The organism is Candidatus Protochlamydia amoebophila UWE25 (assembly GCF_000011565.2).
Taxonomy (GTDB): Bacteria; Chlamydiota; Chlamydiia; order Chlamydiales; family Parachlamydiaceae; genus Protochlamydia; species Protochlamydia amoebophila.
Genome location: NC_005861.2, coordinates 1,882,095 through 1,898,999, shown reverse-complemented (window position 1 = coordinate 1,898,999; position 16,905 = coordinate 1,882,095). Strand labels below are relative to the sequence as shown.

Genomic DNA, 16,905 nt, shown 5'->3' with positions numbered 1-16,905 from the left:
TGATAATAATCGGCTAGTTGAATGGAAGAAAAGTTCTCTTCCACAGAAACTTTAAAGTTAGCATCCAAAATCTTTTCGTGCTAAAGCAAAAAAATGCTTATATAGTGTGCCTGGATGAGCGAGAATTCCTCTTAAATAGGCATTTGGATAAGACTTAATAAACTTTAATAAAACTTCATCTTTTATTTTCTTAGGACAGGCAAATTCTATTTTCGGTACCAGCTTTCCTTCTTTATTGCATTAATATTATCTATTTAATTTCACTAATATGAATTGTCTGATATACTTCAGAATTATTTAGCTAATTTGGAGGGTAATTATGCATATTCATAATTCAAATTCTCATCAGCCCACTCCCATTGTTAATTCAGATACTCAATTTTACTCTCCATCAAACGAACGTTTAAAATTTTTTGAACGGGTTAGTTTATTATGCAAAACAATTTTTCAGTCCTTTTTGAACCTATTCTTTAACTATATCAATAGAGATCAGCTTCTGTCTTAACGGAGAGAAATTTTTTGGGGGCGAAAAGAAGTTGTCACAACTCGTCCAGAATCTAGCGTATCTTTATCAAGTTCGGCTCAAAATTTAAGTTTTGCCTCTCCTTCTTTAACTAAAACTCACACTCAGAAAACTATTGATAATCCTAATGATAAAACTGGAAATGAAAACACACCCTTAGTAAATCCTTTAACTGCCATAGCAAACTTAAATACTTTAAACGACCTTTTCCCAAAGGAAATTGAGGCATCCACAATTCAATCTTCCACTCCTTCGCCTTTTCTCCAAGAAGAATTTAAATTGAGCTTTCAGGATGGAACTTCTTTAATTATCCCTAGTTCTCAATTATCTTTGTTAATGGAAAAATCGCTCTATTTTAAGAGTCTTTGGTCGGGAAATTTTCAAGAAACTCTTCGAGATCCTCTCACTTTGACACAAAAAGAGTTTATTCATCTGCTTAACTGCCTGATGGATGCTAATTTTAAAGTTTCTGAGGAAGATATCCCTTTTTTTATTCAATTAGCCGATTATTATCAACTGACAGGAGTTGTGAAGAATTTAGAACAACAGTTGCTTGACGCATATAAATCCAAGAAATTTGAGATATTTAACTCTAGCGAAGATAGCTTAGTAAAATTAAAAGAACTTTTAAATTTCACGCAGCAATATCAATTAAATGCTTTAAAAAATTATTTAGAACTCACAGTTGTAAGTTCATTATTAAAGCAGGCTTTTTATTTAACCAAATTTGAAAAAATTTTAAACCACTTCTCAAATGAAATAGAAGGACTCAATTTTTCAGAGAAGTATAGTCTGACTGACACCCATCTCTTAGCGTTGAAAAATTGTAAAAATTTAAAAGAGCTTCACCTCCAAGATTGCTACATGCTCACGGACGCTGGGTTAGCGCATTTGGCATCCTTAGTGGCTCTGCAGCATTTGAATCTGGCTGGGTGCCGTAAGCTCACGGATGCTGGGTTAGCGCATTTGACGCCCTTAGTGGTTCTACAGTATTTAAGTCTAGCTGGGTGCGATAATCTCACGGACGCTGGGCTAGCGCATTTGACACCCTTAGTCGCTCTACAGCATTTAGATCTAAATGGATGCCCTAATCTCACGGGCGTTGGATTAGCGCATTTGAAACCTTTAGTGGCTTTACAACATTTAAATTTGAGTTGGTGCGATAAACTCACGGACGCTGGATTAGCGCATTTGAAACCTTTAGTGGCTTTGCATTATTTAAATCTGGCTGGGTGCGATAAGCTCACGGACGCTGGATTAGTGCATTTGATGCCCTTAGTCACTTTACAGCATTTAGATCTAACTGCATGCTCTAATCTCACCGACGTTGGATTAGCGCATTTGAAACCTTTAGTGGCTTTACAACATTTAAATCTGGGTTGGTGCCCTAATCTCACGGATGCTGGATTAGCGCACATTTGATGCCCTTAGTCACTTTACAACATTTAGAGCTAAGTGAATGCCCTAATCTCATGGACGCTGGGTTAGCGCATTTGAAACCTTTAGTGGCTTTACAACATTTAAATCTGGGTTGGTGCCCTAATCTCACGGACGCTGGATTAGCGCATTTGACTTCCTTAGTGGCTCTGCAGTATTTAGATCTGAGTTGGTGCCCTAATCTCACGGACGCTGGATTAGCGCATTTGAAACCCTTAGTGGCTCTGCAGTATTTGAATCTGCGCTATTGCAGTAAGCTCACTGGCGCTGGATTAGCGCATTTGAAACCCTTAGTCGCATCAGAGCATTTATAGTTAATTGAATTTAATTGTGCACTTATGTGCATATTTGACAGAAAGAATAATCAATGGCTTTTGCAAGACTTGATAATTTGTTTAAACTTAACCGAGCTAATTGTTTAAAATTTGCCCAGAAAGCTTCGATTAGATTTAAATCAAGTGAATAAGAGGGAGAAAATAAAATTTTACATCCGGCTTGTTTAATCAGATATTTGGTTTTTTAGACTGATGAAAAGTAGTATTATCCATAATAATGACTTGTCCAGTTTTAAGCTCTGGAATTAATATTTTTTCTAACTGTGTATTAAACAAGGTAGTATGACACGTTCCCGTATAGCAAAAAGGAGCAAAAATTTTAGATTGACATTTAGCTGCTATAAATCTTTCTCTTGCAAAACAATGCCCAGATACTGCTGAATAAACTTTCTTTCCTCTAAAAGCTCGCCCACTATGACGTTTTAGACATTCATTAATTCCCTTTCATCAATATAAACACAATCTTCTTTTGCTATCTTTTCTAATTCTTTTTTAAACTCCTCACGTTTTTTCTTATCTCTTTCTTTGTAAAATAAGGCCTTTTTTTAAAGTGATTTTAAGCCTCTTACAAGCATAGAATATAGAGGAAGGATCTACATTAAATTCTTTTGCTAACTCTTTAAAATAACTATCAGGATATTTTTTAATATAGTTCTTTAGTTGGTCATTATCAATTTTAATTGGATGCCTTTTTCTTGGTTTATCTTCTAAACATCCATTTCTTTGACGTTTCAGCCAGTTAAACACTGTTCTTAACGCTATACCGAAAACTAGTCTTACTTCTTCTGCAGAATGTCCAATTTCTAAATAGCTGAGTGCTTTTTGACTTAAATTTTTGGAGTATGCCATAATTTTTTAACTCAAACTGTATTTATACATGCACGATTAAATTCAATTAACTATATAGAGCTTGCTAAAAGTGACAAAATTATTTATTAGATAGTACTAAAGTTTCTTCAATTTTACTATCTTTTCAAGCAAATAAAGCTTTTCTATGATGTTGCAAATAGGTTTGATAATTTTGAAAGAGAGTTGCGTATATCTTTCACAAATTTATGACATAAACTCCGAGATCAGTATCGCTCTTAGGACATAAAAAAAGTTCCATGAATTTCCATCTAAATAAGACTTTATTTGGTAATTTTGCTGCAGAAAATACCTATTGTTTAGTTTGAATATCACATTTTTATAAAAAAAGTTTTTTTTCGAACAAATTGAACAAAAAGTTTGCATTCTATATATAAATAAATGAATAAGAAAGTCTTTAGACTAGCGAATTGCCTCAAACCAAAAAGTTTGTTAGGGGAATTTTCCAGCATTGTTTTGAAATGCATTTTCTTGAACTGAATTTTAGGAGACTTATATGTGTAGTAAAAAGCAATTAATGAAACTACTTACCGTACTTAGTTCGTTTACATTAGTCACAACAGCTGAAGCAGCAGTTTCAAAGCCCGTTAATTCATCTACTCAGGTAGATTCTAATTCCAGAGTTGATGCGAAATATGAAATTATGCGCCGCAATGGAATTGACAATACAGATGTTTTGGCTATTCCCCTAGATGATAGCGAAGTAGAAGATCAAGAAGAAGTTAATCAAGTTGAGAAAAAAGAAGTTTTTGCGCTTCCTCATTCTCGCTAGTCAGTTACTATTTTCGTCTGTATACTCCTTACATTAGACTTTAGTAAAGTTTAGAGTAAGGAGTATTGTTTTTTTCAGCATTTTGCGGTTATAGGGCAAATTATCTTCAAACTCAAATATAAATTAAAAATTTTATAATTTAAAATTTTTCAATTATGGTTTGTTTTTAAATCATTTATTTGTTATAATTTTTTATGTTGTCCTTTTACGCTAAATATACTTAAGAAGTTTTTAAAATCTACCTGACATGGTAGAAGTTTGAAACTTATCATTCTTTAACTGCACCAAAACTTTTATCTTTTAATTTAAGGATAAATCGGTCGAGTTTTAAATGATGGAATAACTTAATCGCACCCTCTAAGGGCGCTTTTAAGCTGGTAAATGAAAGAAGATTTAAAAAGCTCGTTGAATTACAAAAGCTTGTTTAGCTTTCATAGCTTAAAATGTTAAGTTACCCACCATTGGCGCGCATGGACAAATAACGATCAGTGTAATGAAAAGTCATTTGTCTAATTAGATATTAACCTGAAATTCAAGAGCAATAATCAAAATTGATTATCAAAAATCTTGCGGTTTGGGTGCTATTGAAGCGATTTAGCCCCTTCAATTTTTTCAGATAACTAATCGTTGATAATTTTATTAACCCAACTTTTGACTATTTTATTTGAGTAATTTAGAGCGTTAAAGATTTGATCTTAGATGGCTCTTTTTATTTTATTAATGAAATACGCTAGTTATCACTTTATTCTTTTTTAAAGAATATAAATAGGAAAAATATGACCCAAGATTCAATTATTGAGCAAGATTTAGCTTTTGAGCAATTTGGTTTAAAAGCCCCCATTTTACAAGCATTGCAAGAAGCTGGTTTTAAAATAGCAAGTCCTATTCAAAAACAAGCAATTCCCGTCGTATTAGCAGGGCATGATGTAGTTGCTCAGGCGCACACAGGAACAGGAAAAACAGCTGCATTTGGTTTGCCAGCTTTACACCTAATCCATGATAACCCAGGCTCTCAACTTTTAGTATTAACCCCCACGCGTGAATTAGCCAGTCAAGTAAGTGATGAGTTATTTCGTTTAGGGAGGCATTTAGGAATTCGTACAGCAACAATTTGTGGCGGTAAATCCTTTAGACCTCAAATTGAAGCTTTACAGCGCGGGGTTCAAGTTATTGTGGCTACACCCGGTCGATTACAAGATCTTTTAGAATCTGATAGCTTACCTGATTTTCGGCCCGCTATTGTCGTTTTAGATGAAGCGGATGAAATGTTAGACATGGGATTTTTAGAAGCAATCCAAAGAATCTTCACTTTTTTACCAGCAAAGAGACAAACTTTACTTTTTTCGGCGACAATGCCCTCAGCTATCCAAAAATTAGCTCACCAAATATTAAAAAAGCCTATTTTCATCAGCGTCACGCAAAAAGAGACGACAAATAAAGATATCAAGCAAGTTTATTATGTTATTCGTGAAGATGAACGCGACGATGCAATTTTACGTTTGTTAGACAGTGAAGAACCTGCTAAATCAATTATTTTTTGCCGAACAAAAAAAGATGTTGATCGTTTATCAACAACGTTAGTGGCTAATGGCTATCATGCTCGAGGTTTACATGGTGATATGGAACAACCACAACGAGAAGAGGTTATTCGCCATTTTCGTTCTGAACAAATTCGTGTTTTAGTCGCAACTGACGTGGCTGCTAGAGGTTTAAGTGTTTCAGACGTTTCTCATGTCTTTAATTACCATCTCCCTTTTGATCCTGCCAGCTATGTTCATAGAATTGGGCGTACAGGTAGAGCGGGAAATAAAGGGGTGGCGAGTACCTTCGTCACACTTAGAGAATGGCGAGAATTTCAAAGATATGAAAAAGTGACTGGTGCTCCTATTAATCGAGAAATTATTCCAACTCTTGAAGATGTAAAAAAGTTAAAGAGACAAAAACTTGTAAGTCGAATTCAAAATCAACCCCTTCATCAAGAAACTGAATTAGTTTTAGAATTGATGAAAGAAGTCGATCATTCAACTTTGGTCTCTAAGTTTATTTCATTTGTTTTGGAGCAAGAGACTATTCAAGGTCCAGATCGAATTGGTGTAGAGCCAAGGGGTCAAGAAAGGGATACGAGAGGGCAACGCACTGACAAATTTAATGATGAGCGTCGCCGAGCTAATCGACCCCAACAAAAATTTGGGAAAGCTAACGGGTTCAAAAAAGAGCATGATAAAGGCTTTAAAAAAACTTTTGGGCAAAAAAATCGTGCAAGTCACCCAAGTAAAGTACCCAGTTCAGCAGCTGGTTTTAAAGAACGTACACGTTCTATTTAATTAATTTTAGATCTTTTTTAGTTGTTACATCAACTAAAAAAGATCTAAATTTTTATTCGTTATTTTATATAAAAACAAAATTTATTTTTATTTTGAAGAAATTGTTGTTTACTAAACTTAAATAAGTATTATAAAATTTTTGATCAATTTTGATACATATTTGTCTTGAATAAGCTTAGTAAAAAATAAACAATTCCTTTTGGATAAAATTTTCCAACAGATATGATAGAAAATCACATTTAAAAAACTTTTGTAATTTCCCATATTTAAACTTGATTAGAAGAGAAAATGATGCCTTGGAATATATCGATTTTACCCTCTTTTATCCTTTTTAACACACATTCAACTTTAGTTAGTCCACCTTCTTCCCCCTTACAAAATTTGCGTTCACTTGAAGATTTAGCAGAATTGTTGTTGTCTGAAGAATGGGGGATGGATAAATGGGAAAAATGGCAAACACAACTTACTCAATTTATACGTGAGCATTCACAAGATAAAGAAAATTTCGATCGATTTTTGTCAAATATTGTTTTTGGTATGGTCCAAAAAGACCTGCCAAAAGCCTTGAATTTTCTTTCTGAAGTCATCGATTTAGAATTAATGAATGAAATTGCTCATTTTAAAAGTCAACAAGAAGAACTTCCTCTATTTCGCAGTGCTTTCGAATCCGCTTTTTTAAGAGCTTCCTTATGTACACAACGTAATACCACAGCAATGGCTGATAAATTTTACGGAGAATGGAAACGTTTTCGCCCTATTGCTATTTATTTTTTCCCAAACTTAATCAATCTCTTTTTAGGTGCCTTCAATTTTTTAGATTCGCATAAAAAATTTACTACTTTATGGGATAAATATTTATTACTGGATATTGTTTATAAGTTTTTTGCTATTCCTTTTTTTTTGGTACAAGTATTACAGCCGATTGTTGGGGTGACAGTAAGAGTCTATGCAATTGCAGCAGCGATTATCGTCTGTGGAGGGGTTTTGGCCGCTTGCTATCAAAAGTGGCTAAAGCCTTTACCTGATGAAATCGTGAATTGCACTAATTTAGATAAACAGTTTGAAAGAGGGAATATAGATCCTAAAGTTGGCATGACTAAAACAGTTAATCAAATCATTTCCGCATTGCTAACAGGATCTAATATCCTTCTGGTGGGGAAGTCTGGAGATGGAAAAACTGCTGTTACACAAAGGCTTATCCAACTCAAACATGAAAAGAAGTTACCCCAAGAGTTGCTTAAAAGAACGAACTATGAAGTTGATTGCGGGTTATTAATTTCGAATTATAGTTTTGGACATTCAGAATTGATTAATCAAATTAAAAATCAAATTGACGGATTTGAAGATCAAATTCTATTCCATTTTGATGAACTCGATCAATTAGCTACCAATGATTCTGCTTTTAAAGCTTTCAAGAAAAGGTTTTTGACTGATCGCCCAAGTCCTTTATTTATTGCAACCACAACTTTTGAAAAATTACAGCAAATAGAAAGTCTCGATACTGATGGGGCATTTAGAAGAAAAATTGTCAAAATTATTGTTGATGGAGATGACGAAAATCAAAATCGACACATGATTCAAGAATTGATTAACCGTACAGCTATCGACATTCCTATTCAAGATGAAGCGGTTGAAAAAGTTTTAGAGCTCTCCAAGCGGCAAAATTATTTACCAAATATTGGAGCACCGGCAAAAGCTATTAAATTACTGGAAGATGCAATTGGTAAATGTCGATGGGTTTATAGCAAAGACTTTACTTTGCTTGAATTAGAACTTGCTAAGCAAGAGCTTCAACATATGAATTCTCGTCAAAGTAGAGCGATTAGAGAAACTGCTTTAGAAATGGAAACTTATATCAACCTAAAGAGACGCATAGAAGAGTTAGAAAAAAAAGAAAAGAAATTAAAGGACGAAATTCAAAATATTAAATTTTTAATTTCACAACAATTATCGTTAAAAGAAAATTATTTTAGATTAACACATCAACTTGCCAAAGTATTTTCACAAAATAGTTCGATTAGAGAGGGAGAGAATAGATATACGGGAAAGAAGGAAAAAGAGCAAAAAATTTACCTATTATCTTATTTTTATGCTATTCATGCCTTTAAATCGGCTTTACAACAAAAAATCAATACTATCCATTCTCAACTGCACATCCAAGTAGATGCTTCACTGATTCAACAAGTTTTTAATGAATCAGTAGCACTGTTGCCCGACACGCCTATTTTATAAACTTGATAAATGAGAAAAAAATGAATCAAAGAACAGGAATTTTACTTGTTAACCTTGGAACACCTAAAACTCCTCGACCTAAAGATGTCTATCGTTATTTGAATGAATTTTTAACCGATGGGAGAGTAATTGATTTGCCCTGGCTAAAAAGACAGCTCTTAGTAAGATGCATTATTGTTCCTTTTAGATATAAACAATCAAGCATGCTCTACCAAAAACTATGGACAGCTGAAGGATCTCCTCTTCTTGTTCATGGAATAGCTGTTCAAACTAAACTGCAAATGATTTTAGGTGAATCATTTCAAGTTGAGTTGGCGATGCGTTATCAAAATCCCTCAATTGAAGAAGGTTTAGAGCGCTTAAAATTAGCAAATGTAAAAGAAATTGTGATTTTTCCTTTATTTCCTCAATATGCGTCTGCCACAACAGGCTCTGTACATCAAGAAGTTATGAAACATTTACAGCAGTGGCAAAATATCCCAACACTGACATTTATCAATAGTTACCCAGACCATCCTGGTTTAGTAGGAGCTTTCTGTGAAAGGGCAAAGCAATACGATTTAAGTATTTATGATTATTTTTTATTTAGCTTTCACGGATTACCGGAAAGGCAGATTCGAAAAGGAGATTCAACAGGTAAATGTTTAACAGAAAACTGTTGTCAAGTGATTTGCTCGGACAATGCATTTTGTTACAAAGCCCAGTGCTATAGAACAGCAAAAGCCATTGCTTCAAAACTTAGGATTAAACTCGAGCAATATACCGTTTGTTTTCAGTCTAGACTCGGAAAAGAGACATGGATTCAGCCTTATACAAGTGATTTATTAAAAGATTGTCTCGCAAAAAATAGAAAAAAAATCCTTGTTTTTTGCCCTGCTTTTGTTTGTGATTGTCTTGAAACCACGTGTGAAGTTTCTATCGAATATGCTGAAGAATTTAAACATTTGGGAGGGGATACTCTGCATCTAGTGGAGGGTCTAAACAGCCATCCCGTTTGGATAGAGGCTATAAAGACGATCATTCAAGAACATCTTCCTCACCCTCACAGTCAATTTTCTCGGTAAGATTTTGCCAAAATAGATTCAAATAAAAAAAGCTATTTATTGTAAGTTAAAATTTAATTGACCTCGAATGGAAAACGGGTTAAGGTCCGAAAGTGGACTAAAAATTTTCTCCTATAAAAATAATAAACACATGCCAATTCCACTCATTCCAATTCCCTTACATTTTTAGAATTTTTAGAGGAAATTATGAACGATCTTTCTATCATCCCCTTAGTCACTTATCGTTTACAATTCAACCAACATTTCACATTTAATCAAGCAAGCAAATTAATTCCTTATTTTAAAGATTTAGGAATTTCTCATCTTTATGCCTCTCCTATTAATAAATCGCAACCAGGCAGCCTTCATGGGTATGACCTTATTGATATCACACAATTAAATCCGGATATTGGAACAAAGGAAGAATTTTTTCTTTTTACTGAATCTCTTCGAGAAATGAAAATGGGACTAATCGTCGATTTTGTTCCCAACCATATGTGCATTAATGAAGGAAATAAATGGTGGAACGACGTATTGGAAAATGGGCTCAGTTCTCTTTATGCCGAATATTTTGATATTAATTGGACGCCTCTAAAACCAGAATTAAATAATAAGGTTCTTTTGCCGATATTAGACAAGCAATACGGAAAAGTGATAGATGATCAAAATCTCAAAATTGCCTTTAAGCAAGGAGCCTTTTTTGTTCAGTACCACAAAAAATTTTATCCTTTAAATCCAAGTTCTTGGGTACTCATTCTTAATTTGCTTGTTGAACACTTAAAAAACAATTTAGAATGCAATCAATCTCAGTTATCCGAATTAGAAAGCATTGTAACAGCTCTCGCATATATGCCAAGTATTCTGGAAACAGATTTAGAAAAACGTAAGGAGCGTAGCCGAGAGAAAGAAGTGATAAAAAAAAGATTAGTTAAATTAATTCAGCACAATCCCACTATTCTAATTGATATTCACGAAGTTTTAAAAAAATTTAATGTGAGTGAAGATTGCCCTCCTAATTATGATAATCTCGAAAAATTGCTCAATGAGCAAGCATATCGGTTAAGTTATTGGCGCGTCACCAATGAGGAAATCAATTATCGTCGATTTTGTGATATTAATGAATTAGCAAGCATGTGTGTAGAAAATGAGAGTGTGTTTGACAAGATGCATTCTTGGATTTTTAATATGATCAAACAAAATCATGTACAAGGCTTACGCATCGATCATGTAGATGGTTTATTTGATCCTGAACAATATTTCATGCGTTTGCAAGGCAAATATAAACAATTGCTTGGAAATTACGATTTACATGAGCAAAAAGCTTTTTATGTCGTTATCGAGAAGATTTTAATTGGGAATGAAAAACTTCGTTCTCACTGGCTTGTTCATGGAACAACAGGTTATGATTTTTTAAATTTAGTCAATGGCGTATTTGTTTTTACTCAGCATAGTGAAGACTTTTATCAAATTTATAGAAATTTTACAGGCTCTTTCCAAGAAATCGAGGAAATCATTTATCAAGCTAAAAAATTGATATTGTCCAATTTTTTATCCAGTGAACTACAAATGCTCTCCCGGTGTTTAGAAATAATTGCCGAACAACATCGTTGGTCTAGAGATTATACATTTGAAAGTTTAAGGTCCGCGCTAATTGATATTGTCGCGTGTTTTCCCGTTTATCGTAGTTATATTCGCTTTTCTGATGAAATAATCAATCCAGAAGATAAAGTTTTAATCAACGAAGCAATTAAATTAGCAAAAAAAGTTAATCCAGCAAGCGATTTATCTGTTTTGAATTTCGTTCAAGATGTTCTTCTATTTGAAAATCCGCCTGGTTTAAATCAAAAGCAAATTGATGATCGAAAATATTTTATTATGCGTTTTCAGCAATTATCCGCGCCTATTGCAGCAAAGGGGATAGAGGATACTTTTTTTTATCGTTTCTATCCTTTAAGTTCGTTAAATGAAGTGGGAATGAAACCCGGCCAATTTGGTATTGATGTCAGCCATTTTCATCGCATCAATCAAATGAGACTACAAAATTGGCCTCATAGTTTATTGACAACCTTCACTCATGATACTAAACGAAGTGAAGATGTTCGAGCGAGGATTAACGTATTATCAGAAGATCCTCAAGAGTGGAATTTAATGTTGAACCGTTGGCATAAATTTAACCATCTCTCGCAAAGCGAACTACATCAAAAAGAGTTAGATCGCAATGAGGAATATCTTTTATATCAAACACTTATTGGAACTTGGCCTATTTATGAAATGGATGCTAATGCTTTGGTACATTATTGCCATCGGATAGAACTTTACATGATAAAAGCATTAAGAGAGGCTAAAATTCATACTAGTTGGATTAACCATCAAGTCGATTATGAAAATAGCGTTAGAAATTTTATTCAAAGAATTTTGTCGCCAGATAGCCTATTTTTAATAGATTTTAAAGCGTGGATTCCAAAAATTATCAAAGCTGGATTGTTTAATTCAATCTCCCAATTAATTTTGAAAATAACAAGCCCTGGAATTCCTGATTTCTACCAGGGAAGCGAATTATGGGAGTTTTCATTAGTAGATCCGGATAATCGTCATTTGGTTGATTATTCAAGTCGACCCCAGCTATTACAAATTATTAAACAAAGATCAAAAGAAGATTTACCTAAATTTATTCATCAATTGGTTCAAAATCCAGAAGATGGATTGATCAAATTGTACGTTACATCTGTTCTTCTAAATTTTCGTAATGGCTATTTCAAAATTTTTCAAGAAGGAGATTATCAACCAGTAGAAATTATAGGAAATAAATCTCAACACGTGATTGCTTTTACTCGTTCTATTTCTAATATGCAGCTTCTTGTCGTCGTAGGAAGATTTTTCAAAAATTTAACCGATATATCAACAATATTACCTATCAATCAAGTTTGGGATCAGACCTATTTATCGATTTCTTTACCAAATGGGGAGGCTTATCGAGATATACTGTCTGGACAAACTTTTGAATTTGAATCTTGTCAATCAATCAGTCTTTCGCAGTTGTTTTCCCATTTTCCTTTTGCCGTTCTTTTGAAAGAATAAATATTCATAAACTTTTTATTTTTCAAAATAAAGCTGTTTGTAAGAAATCAATGTTTATAAAAAAAAGACCACACAAATAAAATTTTGTGTGGTCTGGACGTTATCAAGCTAAAGCTAAGTATTAATGAGCTTTTTGTGTCGATGAATTTATGTTTTGATTTACTTCATTCGTTTGACTATAAGAGGGATTATTCTTATTTAGATCATCAGGATTATAGTTTCCTTGTAGATCTTCAAAAGCAATTGCTTGATCAGTGCTATTTTGATGCCCATGATTCTCATTAAACCCTTGGTAATTACGGTCTATTGGACGGTCATAACCTGGATTAAATTCTGGATGATCACCATAAGTTGGATATTTGTGCACTCCATGACCGTCAAAGTCATGGTAATAAGCGTTTCCATTATAGTATTGATAGTAGTCGCCTTGATCATTTGGAGCATTGTAGGGACCCTGTTGTTGAGGTGAGCCATGAGAGCGTTTATAGCTACCCCATGGATATCCTTTTAAACAATTTTGATCCATTGGAGCATGGTAAGATTCACGTTGCTGTTGAGATGAACCATAACAGCGTTTATGGCTACTCCACGGATATCCACTTGAAGAACATTGAGCCATTACATTAGCAGCAACTAAAGTCGATAAAATAGAAGTCAGTACAGTTTTTGATAACATTTTCATACAAATCTCCTTATGTTTTGTCTTAAATGTTGCTAGATTGGAAAACGGTTAAAATTACAGCATGAGCAAAATGATTTGAGATTTTGTGTATATTGAATTTGGTTAACCGATCCATTAATACTCCGAAAATTGAATAAACTAAATGCGAAATCACTCCATTCATGCCTCATTGTTTTTTTTTAATAAAGGAAAATCTAAAAGATGAGGCAAATGTTTATTATTTTACGGAGTCTATAGGACTTAAAAATAAAACTTGATCAATTACATACATCACACCATCATCGTTAGCAGTTTCAGTTCGAACAACTTTAACACCATTCACTGTTAATATATCTCCGTTGACAGAAATATCTAAATCCTTACCACTCAAAGCTTTCACTTGCATACTTTTAATATCTTTTTTAATGATTTTTGCTGGAACGATGTGATTGCTTATCCAATTAGATAATTGTTCTTTATTTTCAGGGATGAATAAATTTTTTAAAGTTTCTGGTGGAAGAGCACGCAAAGCTTCATTAGAGGGAATAAAAATTGTAAAAGAGCCACTGAGTGTTGTTAGCAAATCCTTCGTTTTTAAGAGATTTACCAAAGTAGAAAAAGTTTGTGAATTTGCAGTTTGTGTAGTGAATTGAGAAGGTGAATTAACTGAGAGCTGATCTTGAGGAATTTGAATACTTTCTTCGATTGTTTCTTCCACAATTTTGTTTTGTGGATTCTTAGAATCTTGATAGACATTTTCACTAATGTAAAGATTGCCCGTCACATTTGGTTGATTTTCAACTTGTTCTGAGGTTGGTGCGGCAGCAGTAAGCTTATTAGTATTTGTTGATTTGGGATTCGTGCTTATAGTGGTAGAGTTTGATGAGCTAGAGAGTTTAGGTTGATCTACCATGCTAATGTGATCGTCATAGTAACCGACTTGTTGAGGATGTTCAGCTTGTTCTTTTGCACGTTCAGCCTCAATTTTTTTGCAGCGGAGGCAATCGGCTTCAACCTGATTACATAAACTGCCTACGACTAAAGCGGAAAAGATAAATTTGTAAAATATTTGCATAACGAAGATCCCCCTAATATGCTGTTTTTTTGTCTTAAATGAGCTAAATTGGATTATACATTCATAAAAATTATTTTAAACTAAATTAAAACCTAGCCATCATTTTGATATAGACAGTAAGGCAAACTTGATAGATGGCCTTATATCTATATGATCATCTTTCTGATTCATTTTCAAAAGTTTTTGCAATTATTTTAATTTTTGACAGAGAAAGAGTAGTTGATTAATCTTAAGCAATTTAAGAATTCTATTTTCATTTTCTCTAAATATAAATCATGTTTTCAAATAATTCGAACGTATAACCAAAAAAATAACAGTGCCTTATAAGTCTTTATGATTAAAAGCATATCGATAAAATTTAAATCTGAAGTAAAAAGGTATTGCGATAAATCAGCCGTTTTCTGTAAATTAGGAACTTCTTACGAACGAAACGTACAAAAATGTAAGTAGTAAGAATAACGAGTGCCGATGAGCACTTGTACTCATGTTTTGACAGTATAAGAAAGACAATGTGCAAGCAAACAATAGAGCTTGTGTGAGGCATGAAGATGCCCCACATATAGCACTACGTTTAAGTAGTGCAGATTAATATAATCAACTCAGGTTTTCAAGAGTTTATTTTTCTGTGAGAATTTGATCTTGGTTCAGATTGAATGCTGACAGCGTGGATGAGGCATGCAAGTCGAACGAAACCTTCGGGTTTAGTGGCGGAAGGGTTAGTAAGACATGGATAACTTGCCTTTAACTCTGGGATAACGGTTGGAAACGACCGCTAATACCGGATAGGGTGAAAAGAAGACATCTTTTTTTTATTAAAGTGGGGGATCGCAAGACCTCGCGGTTAAAGAGAGGTCCATGGGATATCAGCTAGTTGGTGTGGTAAAGGCGCACCAAGGCTAAGACGTCTAGGCGGATTGAGAGATTGACCGCCAACACTGGGACTGAGAACTGCCCAGACTCCTACGGGAGGCTGCAGTCGAGAATCATTCGCAATGGGCGAAAGCCTGACGATGCGACGCTGTGTGAGTGAAGAAGGCCTTAGGGTCGTAAAGCTCTTTCGCCTGGGAACAAGATGAGCTGGCTAACATCCAGTGATTTTGAGCGTACCAGGTAAAGAAGCACCGGCTAACTCCGTGCCAGCAGCTGCGGTAATACGGAGGGTGCAAGCATTAATCGGATTTATTGGGCGTAAAGGGCGCGTAGGCGGGGGTGTCAGTCAGATGTGAAATCCCGAGGCTCAACCTCGGAACAGCATTTGAAACTACATCTCTAGAGGGTAGGCGGAGAAAACGGAATTCCACAAGTAGCGGTGAAATGCGTAGATATGTGGAAGAACACCGGTGGCGAAGGCGGTTTTCTAGCTTATACCTGACGCTAAAGCGCGAAAGCAAGGGGATCAAACAGGATTAGATACCCTGGTAGTCCTTGCCGTAAACTATGTATACTTGGTGTAACTGGACTCAACCCTAGTTGTGCCGTAGCTAACGCGTTAAGTATACCGCCTGGGGAGTACAGTCGCAAGGCTGAAACTCAAAAGAATTGACGGGGACCCGCACAAGCAGTGGAGCATGTGGTTTAATTCGATGCAACGCGAAGAACCTTACCCAGACTTGACATGTAGTAGACCGGTCTAGAAATAGGCCTTTCCTTCGGGACTGCTACACAGGTGCTGCATGGCTGTCGTCAGCTCGTGCCGTGAGGTGTTGGGTTAAGTCCCGCAACGAGCGCAACCCTTATCATTAGTTGCCAACATTTAAGGTGGGAACTCTAATGAGACTGCCTGGGTTAACCAGGAGGAAGGTGAGGATGACGTCAAGTCCGCATGGCCCTTATGTCTGGGGCTACACACGTGCTACAATGGTCGGTACAAAAGGCAGCGAAGCCGCGAGGTGAAGCAAATCCCGAAAGCCGGCCCCAGTTCAGATTGTAGTCTGCAACTCGACTACATGAAGACGGAATTGCTAGTAATGGCGAGTCAGCAACATCGCCGTGAATACGTTCCCGGGTCTTGTACACACCGCCCGTCACATCATGGGAGTTGGTTTTACCCGAATCCGCTGGCTTAACCGCAAGGGAAGAGGCGTGTAAGGTGAGGCCGATGACTGGGATGAAGTCGTAACAAGGTAGCCCTACCGGAAGGTGGGGCTGGATCACCTCCTTTAAAGGACAGTTTGCTAACTTAGCAAACAGGTTGGGCAAGCTCTATGCTTCGTACATTGTCTTACTTATGCTGTTAAAGCATAGTTATTTGAAAAAGATCGCAAATCTTAGACAGCCGATCTTTATAAATCGGGGGTTTAGCTCAGTTGGTAGAGCATCTGATTTGCATTCAGAGGGTCAGGAGTTCGAATCTCCTAGCCTCCAAGATTTGCTCTTGCGGTTATAGCTCAGTTGGTTAGAGCGCGACACTGATAATGTCGAGGTCCCAAGTTCAAGTCTTGGTAACCGCACCAGTTTAATTACCTATAACAGTTTTGTTTGTTATAAATAGCCTGCTTAGTGCAGGTAAGTTGTTATTTTGAAAGTCATAAAAGTTTAAGAATCAAGTTTAATCTGAA

Annotated in this window: 9 protein-coding genes, 2 tRNA genes, 1 rRNA gene and 1 pseudogene; 9 read left to right on the top strand and 4 right to left on the bottom strand. The window is 35.3% G+C overall.

The genetic code is table 11. The features are described from left to right. Positions 1 to 319 precede the first annotated feature (319 nt). Positions 320 to 2,274, top strand: a pseudogene (locus PC_RS11415) (hypothetical protein). 189 nt (positions 2,275 to 2,463) lie between these two features. On the opposite strand, the gene PC_RS10630 reads toward PC_RS11415, so the two are convergent. Both PC_RS10630 and PC_RS07480 read right to left on the bottom strand, forming a co-directional pair. Beyond that, the gene (locus PC_RS10630) at positions 2,464 to 2,733 is read right to left on the bottom strand and encodes a transposase (protein ID WP_079890438.1); all 270 of its coding nucleotides are present in this window, start codon (positions 2,731 to 2,733) and stop codon (positions 2,464 to 2,466) included. Between the two features lie 75 nt (positions 2,734 to 2,808). Further along, positions 2,809 to 3,144, bottom strand: a complete 336-nt coding sequence (locus PC_RS07480; protein ID WP_011176107.1) for an IS630 transposase-related protein — start codon at positions 3,142 to 3,144, stop codon at positions 2,809 to 2,811. Between the two features lie 514 nt (positions 3,145 to 3,658). Between PC_RS07480 and PC_RS07475 the strand changes: the two genes are divergently transcribed. The 5 genes from PC_RS07475 to treY all read left to right on the top strand — a co-directional run bounded on the left by PC_RS07475 (position 3,659) and on the right by treY (position 12,611). Next, complete coding sequence (locus PC_RS07475; RefSeq protein WP_011176106.1) at positions 3,659 to 3,934, top strand: hypothetical protein; 276 nt, start codon at positions 3,659 to 3,661, stop codon at positions 3,932 to 3,934. Positions 3,935 to 4,710: 776 nt separating this feature from the next. Next, positions 4,711 to 6,258: a DEAD/DEAH box helicase gene (locus PC_RS07470; protein ID WP_011176105.1), complete on the top strand. Its 1,548-nt coding sequence runs from the start codon at positions 4,711 to 4,713 to the stop codon at positions 6,256 to 6,258. A 288-nt stretch (positions 6,259 to 6,546) separates the two neighbouring features. Beyond that, the gene (locus PC_RS07465) at positions 6,547 to 8,490 is read left to right on the top strand and encodes an ATP-dependent Clp protease ATP-binding subunit (RefSeq protein ID WP_011176104.1); all 1,944 of its coding nucleotides are present in this window, start codon (positions 6,547 to 6,549) and stop codon (positions 8,488 to 8,490) included. Between the two features lie 20 nt (positions 8,491 to 8,510). Continuing rightward, the gene (gene hemH / locus PC_RS07460) at positions 8,511 to 9,554 is read left to right on the top strand and encodes a ferrochelatase (RefSeq protein ID WP_011176103.1); all 1,044 of its coding nucleotides are present in this window, start codon (positions 8,511 to 8,513) and stop codon (positions 9,552 to 9,554) included. A 186-nt stretch (positions 9,555 to 9,740) separates the two neighbouring features. Then, complete coding sequence (gene treY, locus PC_RS07455) at positions 9,741 to 12,611, top strand: malto-oligosyltrehalose synthase (RefSeq protein ID WP_011176102.1); 2,871 nt, start codon at positions 9,741 to 9,743, stop codon at positions 12,609 to 12,611. A gap of 121 nt (positions 12,612 to 12,732) precedes the next feature. On the opposite strand, the gene PC_RS07450 is transcribed toward treY, so the two are convergent. Both PC_RS07450 and PC_RS10065 read right to left on the bottom strand, forming a co-directional pair. Continuing rightward, positions 12,733 to 13,293 (bottom strand): hypothetical protein, encoded by a 561-nt coding sequence (locus PC_RS07450; protein ID WP_011176101.1) that lies wholly within the window; start codon positions 13,291 to 13,293, stop codon positions 12,733 to 12,735. Positions 13,294 to 13,510: 217 nt separating this feature from the next. Then, entirely contained in the window at positions 13,511 to 14,347 is an 837-nt protein-coding gene (locus PC_RS10065) for a fasciclin domain-containing protein (protein WP_011176100.1), read from the bottom strand. Positions 14,348 to 14,968: 621 nt separating this feature from the next. Between PC_RS10065 and PC_RS11410 the strand changes: the two genes are divergently transcribed. The 3 genes from PC_RS11410 to PC_RS11400 all read left to right on the top strand — a co-directional run bounded on the left by PC_RS11410 (position 14,969) and on the right by PC_RS11400 (position 16,800). Then, a 16S ribosomal RNA gene (locus PC_RS11410) occupies positions 14,969 to 16,508 on the top strand. A 130-nt stretch (positions 16,509 to 16,638) separates the two neighbouring features. Beyond that, a tRNA-Ala gene (locus PC_RS11405) sits at positions 16,639 to 16,711 on the top strand. Between the two features lie 12 nt (positions 16,712 to 16,723). After that, a tRNA-Ile gene (locus tag PC_RS11400) sits at positions 16,724 to 16,800 on the top strand. Positions 16,801 to 16,905 lie beyond the last annotated feature (105 nt).

Coding starts and splice junctions, on each gene's coding strand:
- treY (WP_011176102.1), top strand. CDS start 9,741: ATGAACGATCTTTCTATCATCCCCTTAGTCACTTATCGTTTACAATTC.
- PC_RS07465 (WP_011176104.1), top strand. CDS start 6,547: ATGATGCCTTGGAATATATCGATTTTACCCTCTTTTATCCTTTTTAAC.
- PC_RS07475 (WP_011176106.1), top strand. CDS start 3,659: ATGTGTAGTAAAAAGCAATTAATGAAACTACTTACCGTACTTAGTTCG.
- PC_RS07480 (WP_011176107.1), bottom strand. CDS start 3,144: ATGGCATACTCCAAAAATTTAAGTCAAAAAGCACTCAGCTATTTAGAA.
- PC_RS07450 (WP_011176101.1), bottom strand. CDS start 13,293: ATGAAAATGTTATCAAAAACTGTACTGACTTCTATTTTATCGACTTTA.
- hemH (WP_011176103.1), top strand. CDS start 8,511: ATGAATCAAAGAACAGGAATTTTACTTGTTAACCTTGGAACACCTAAA.
- PC_RS10065 (WP_011176100.1), bottom strand. CDS start 14,347: ATGCAAATATTTTACAAATTTATCTTTTCCGCTTTAGTCGTAGGCAGT.
- PC_RS07470 (WP_011176105.1), top strand. CDS start 4,711: ATGACCCAAGATTCAATTATTGAGCAAGATTTAGCTTTTGAGCAATTT.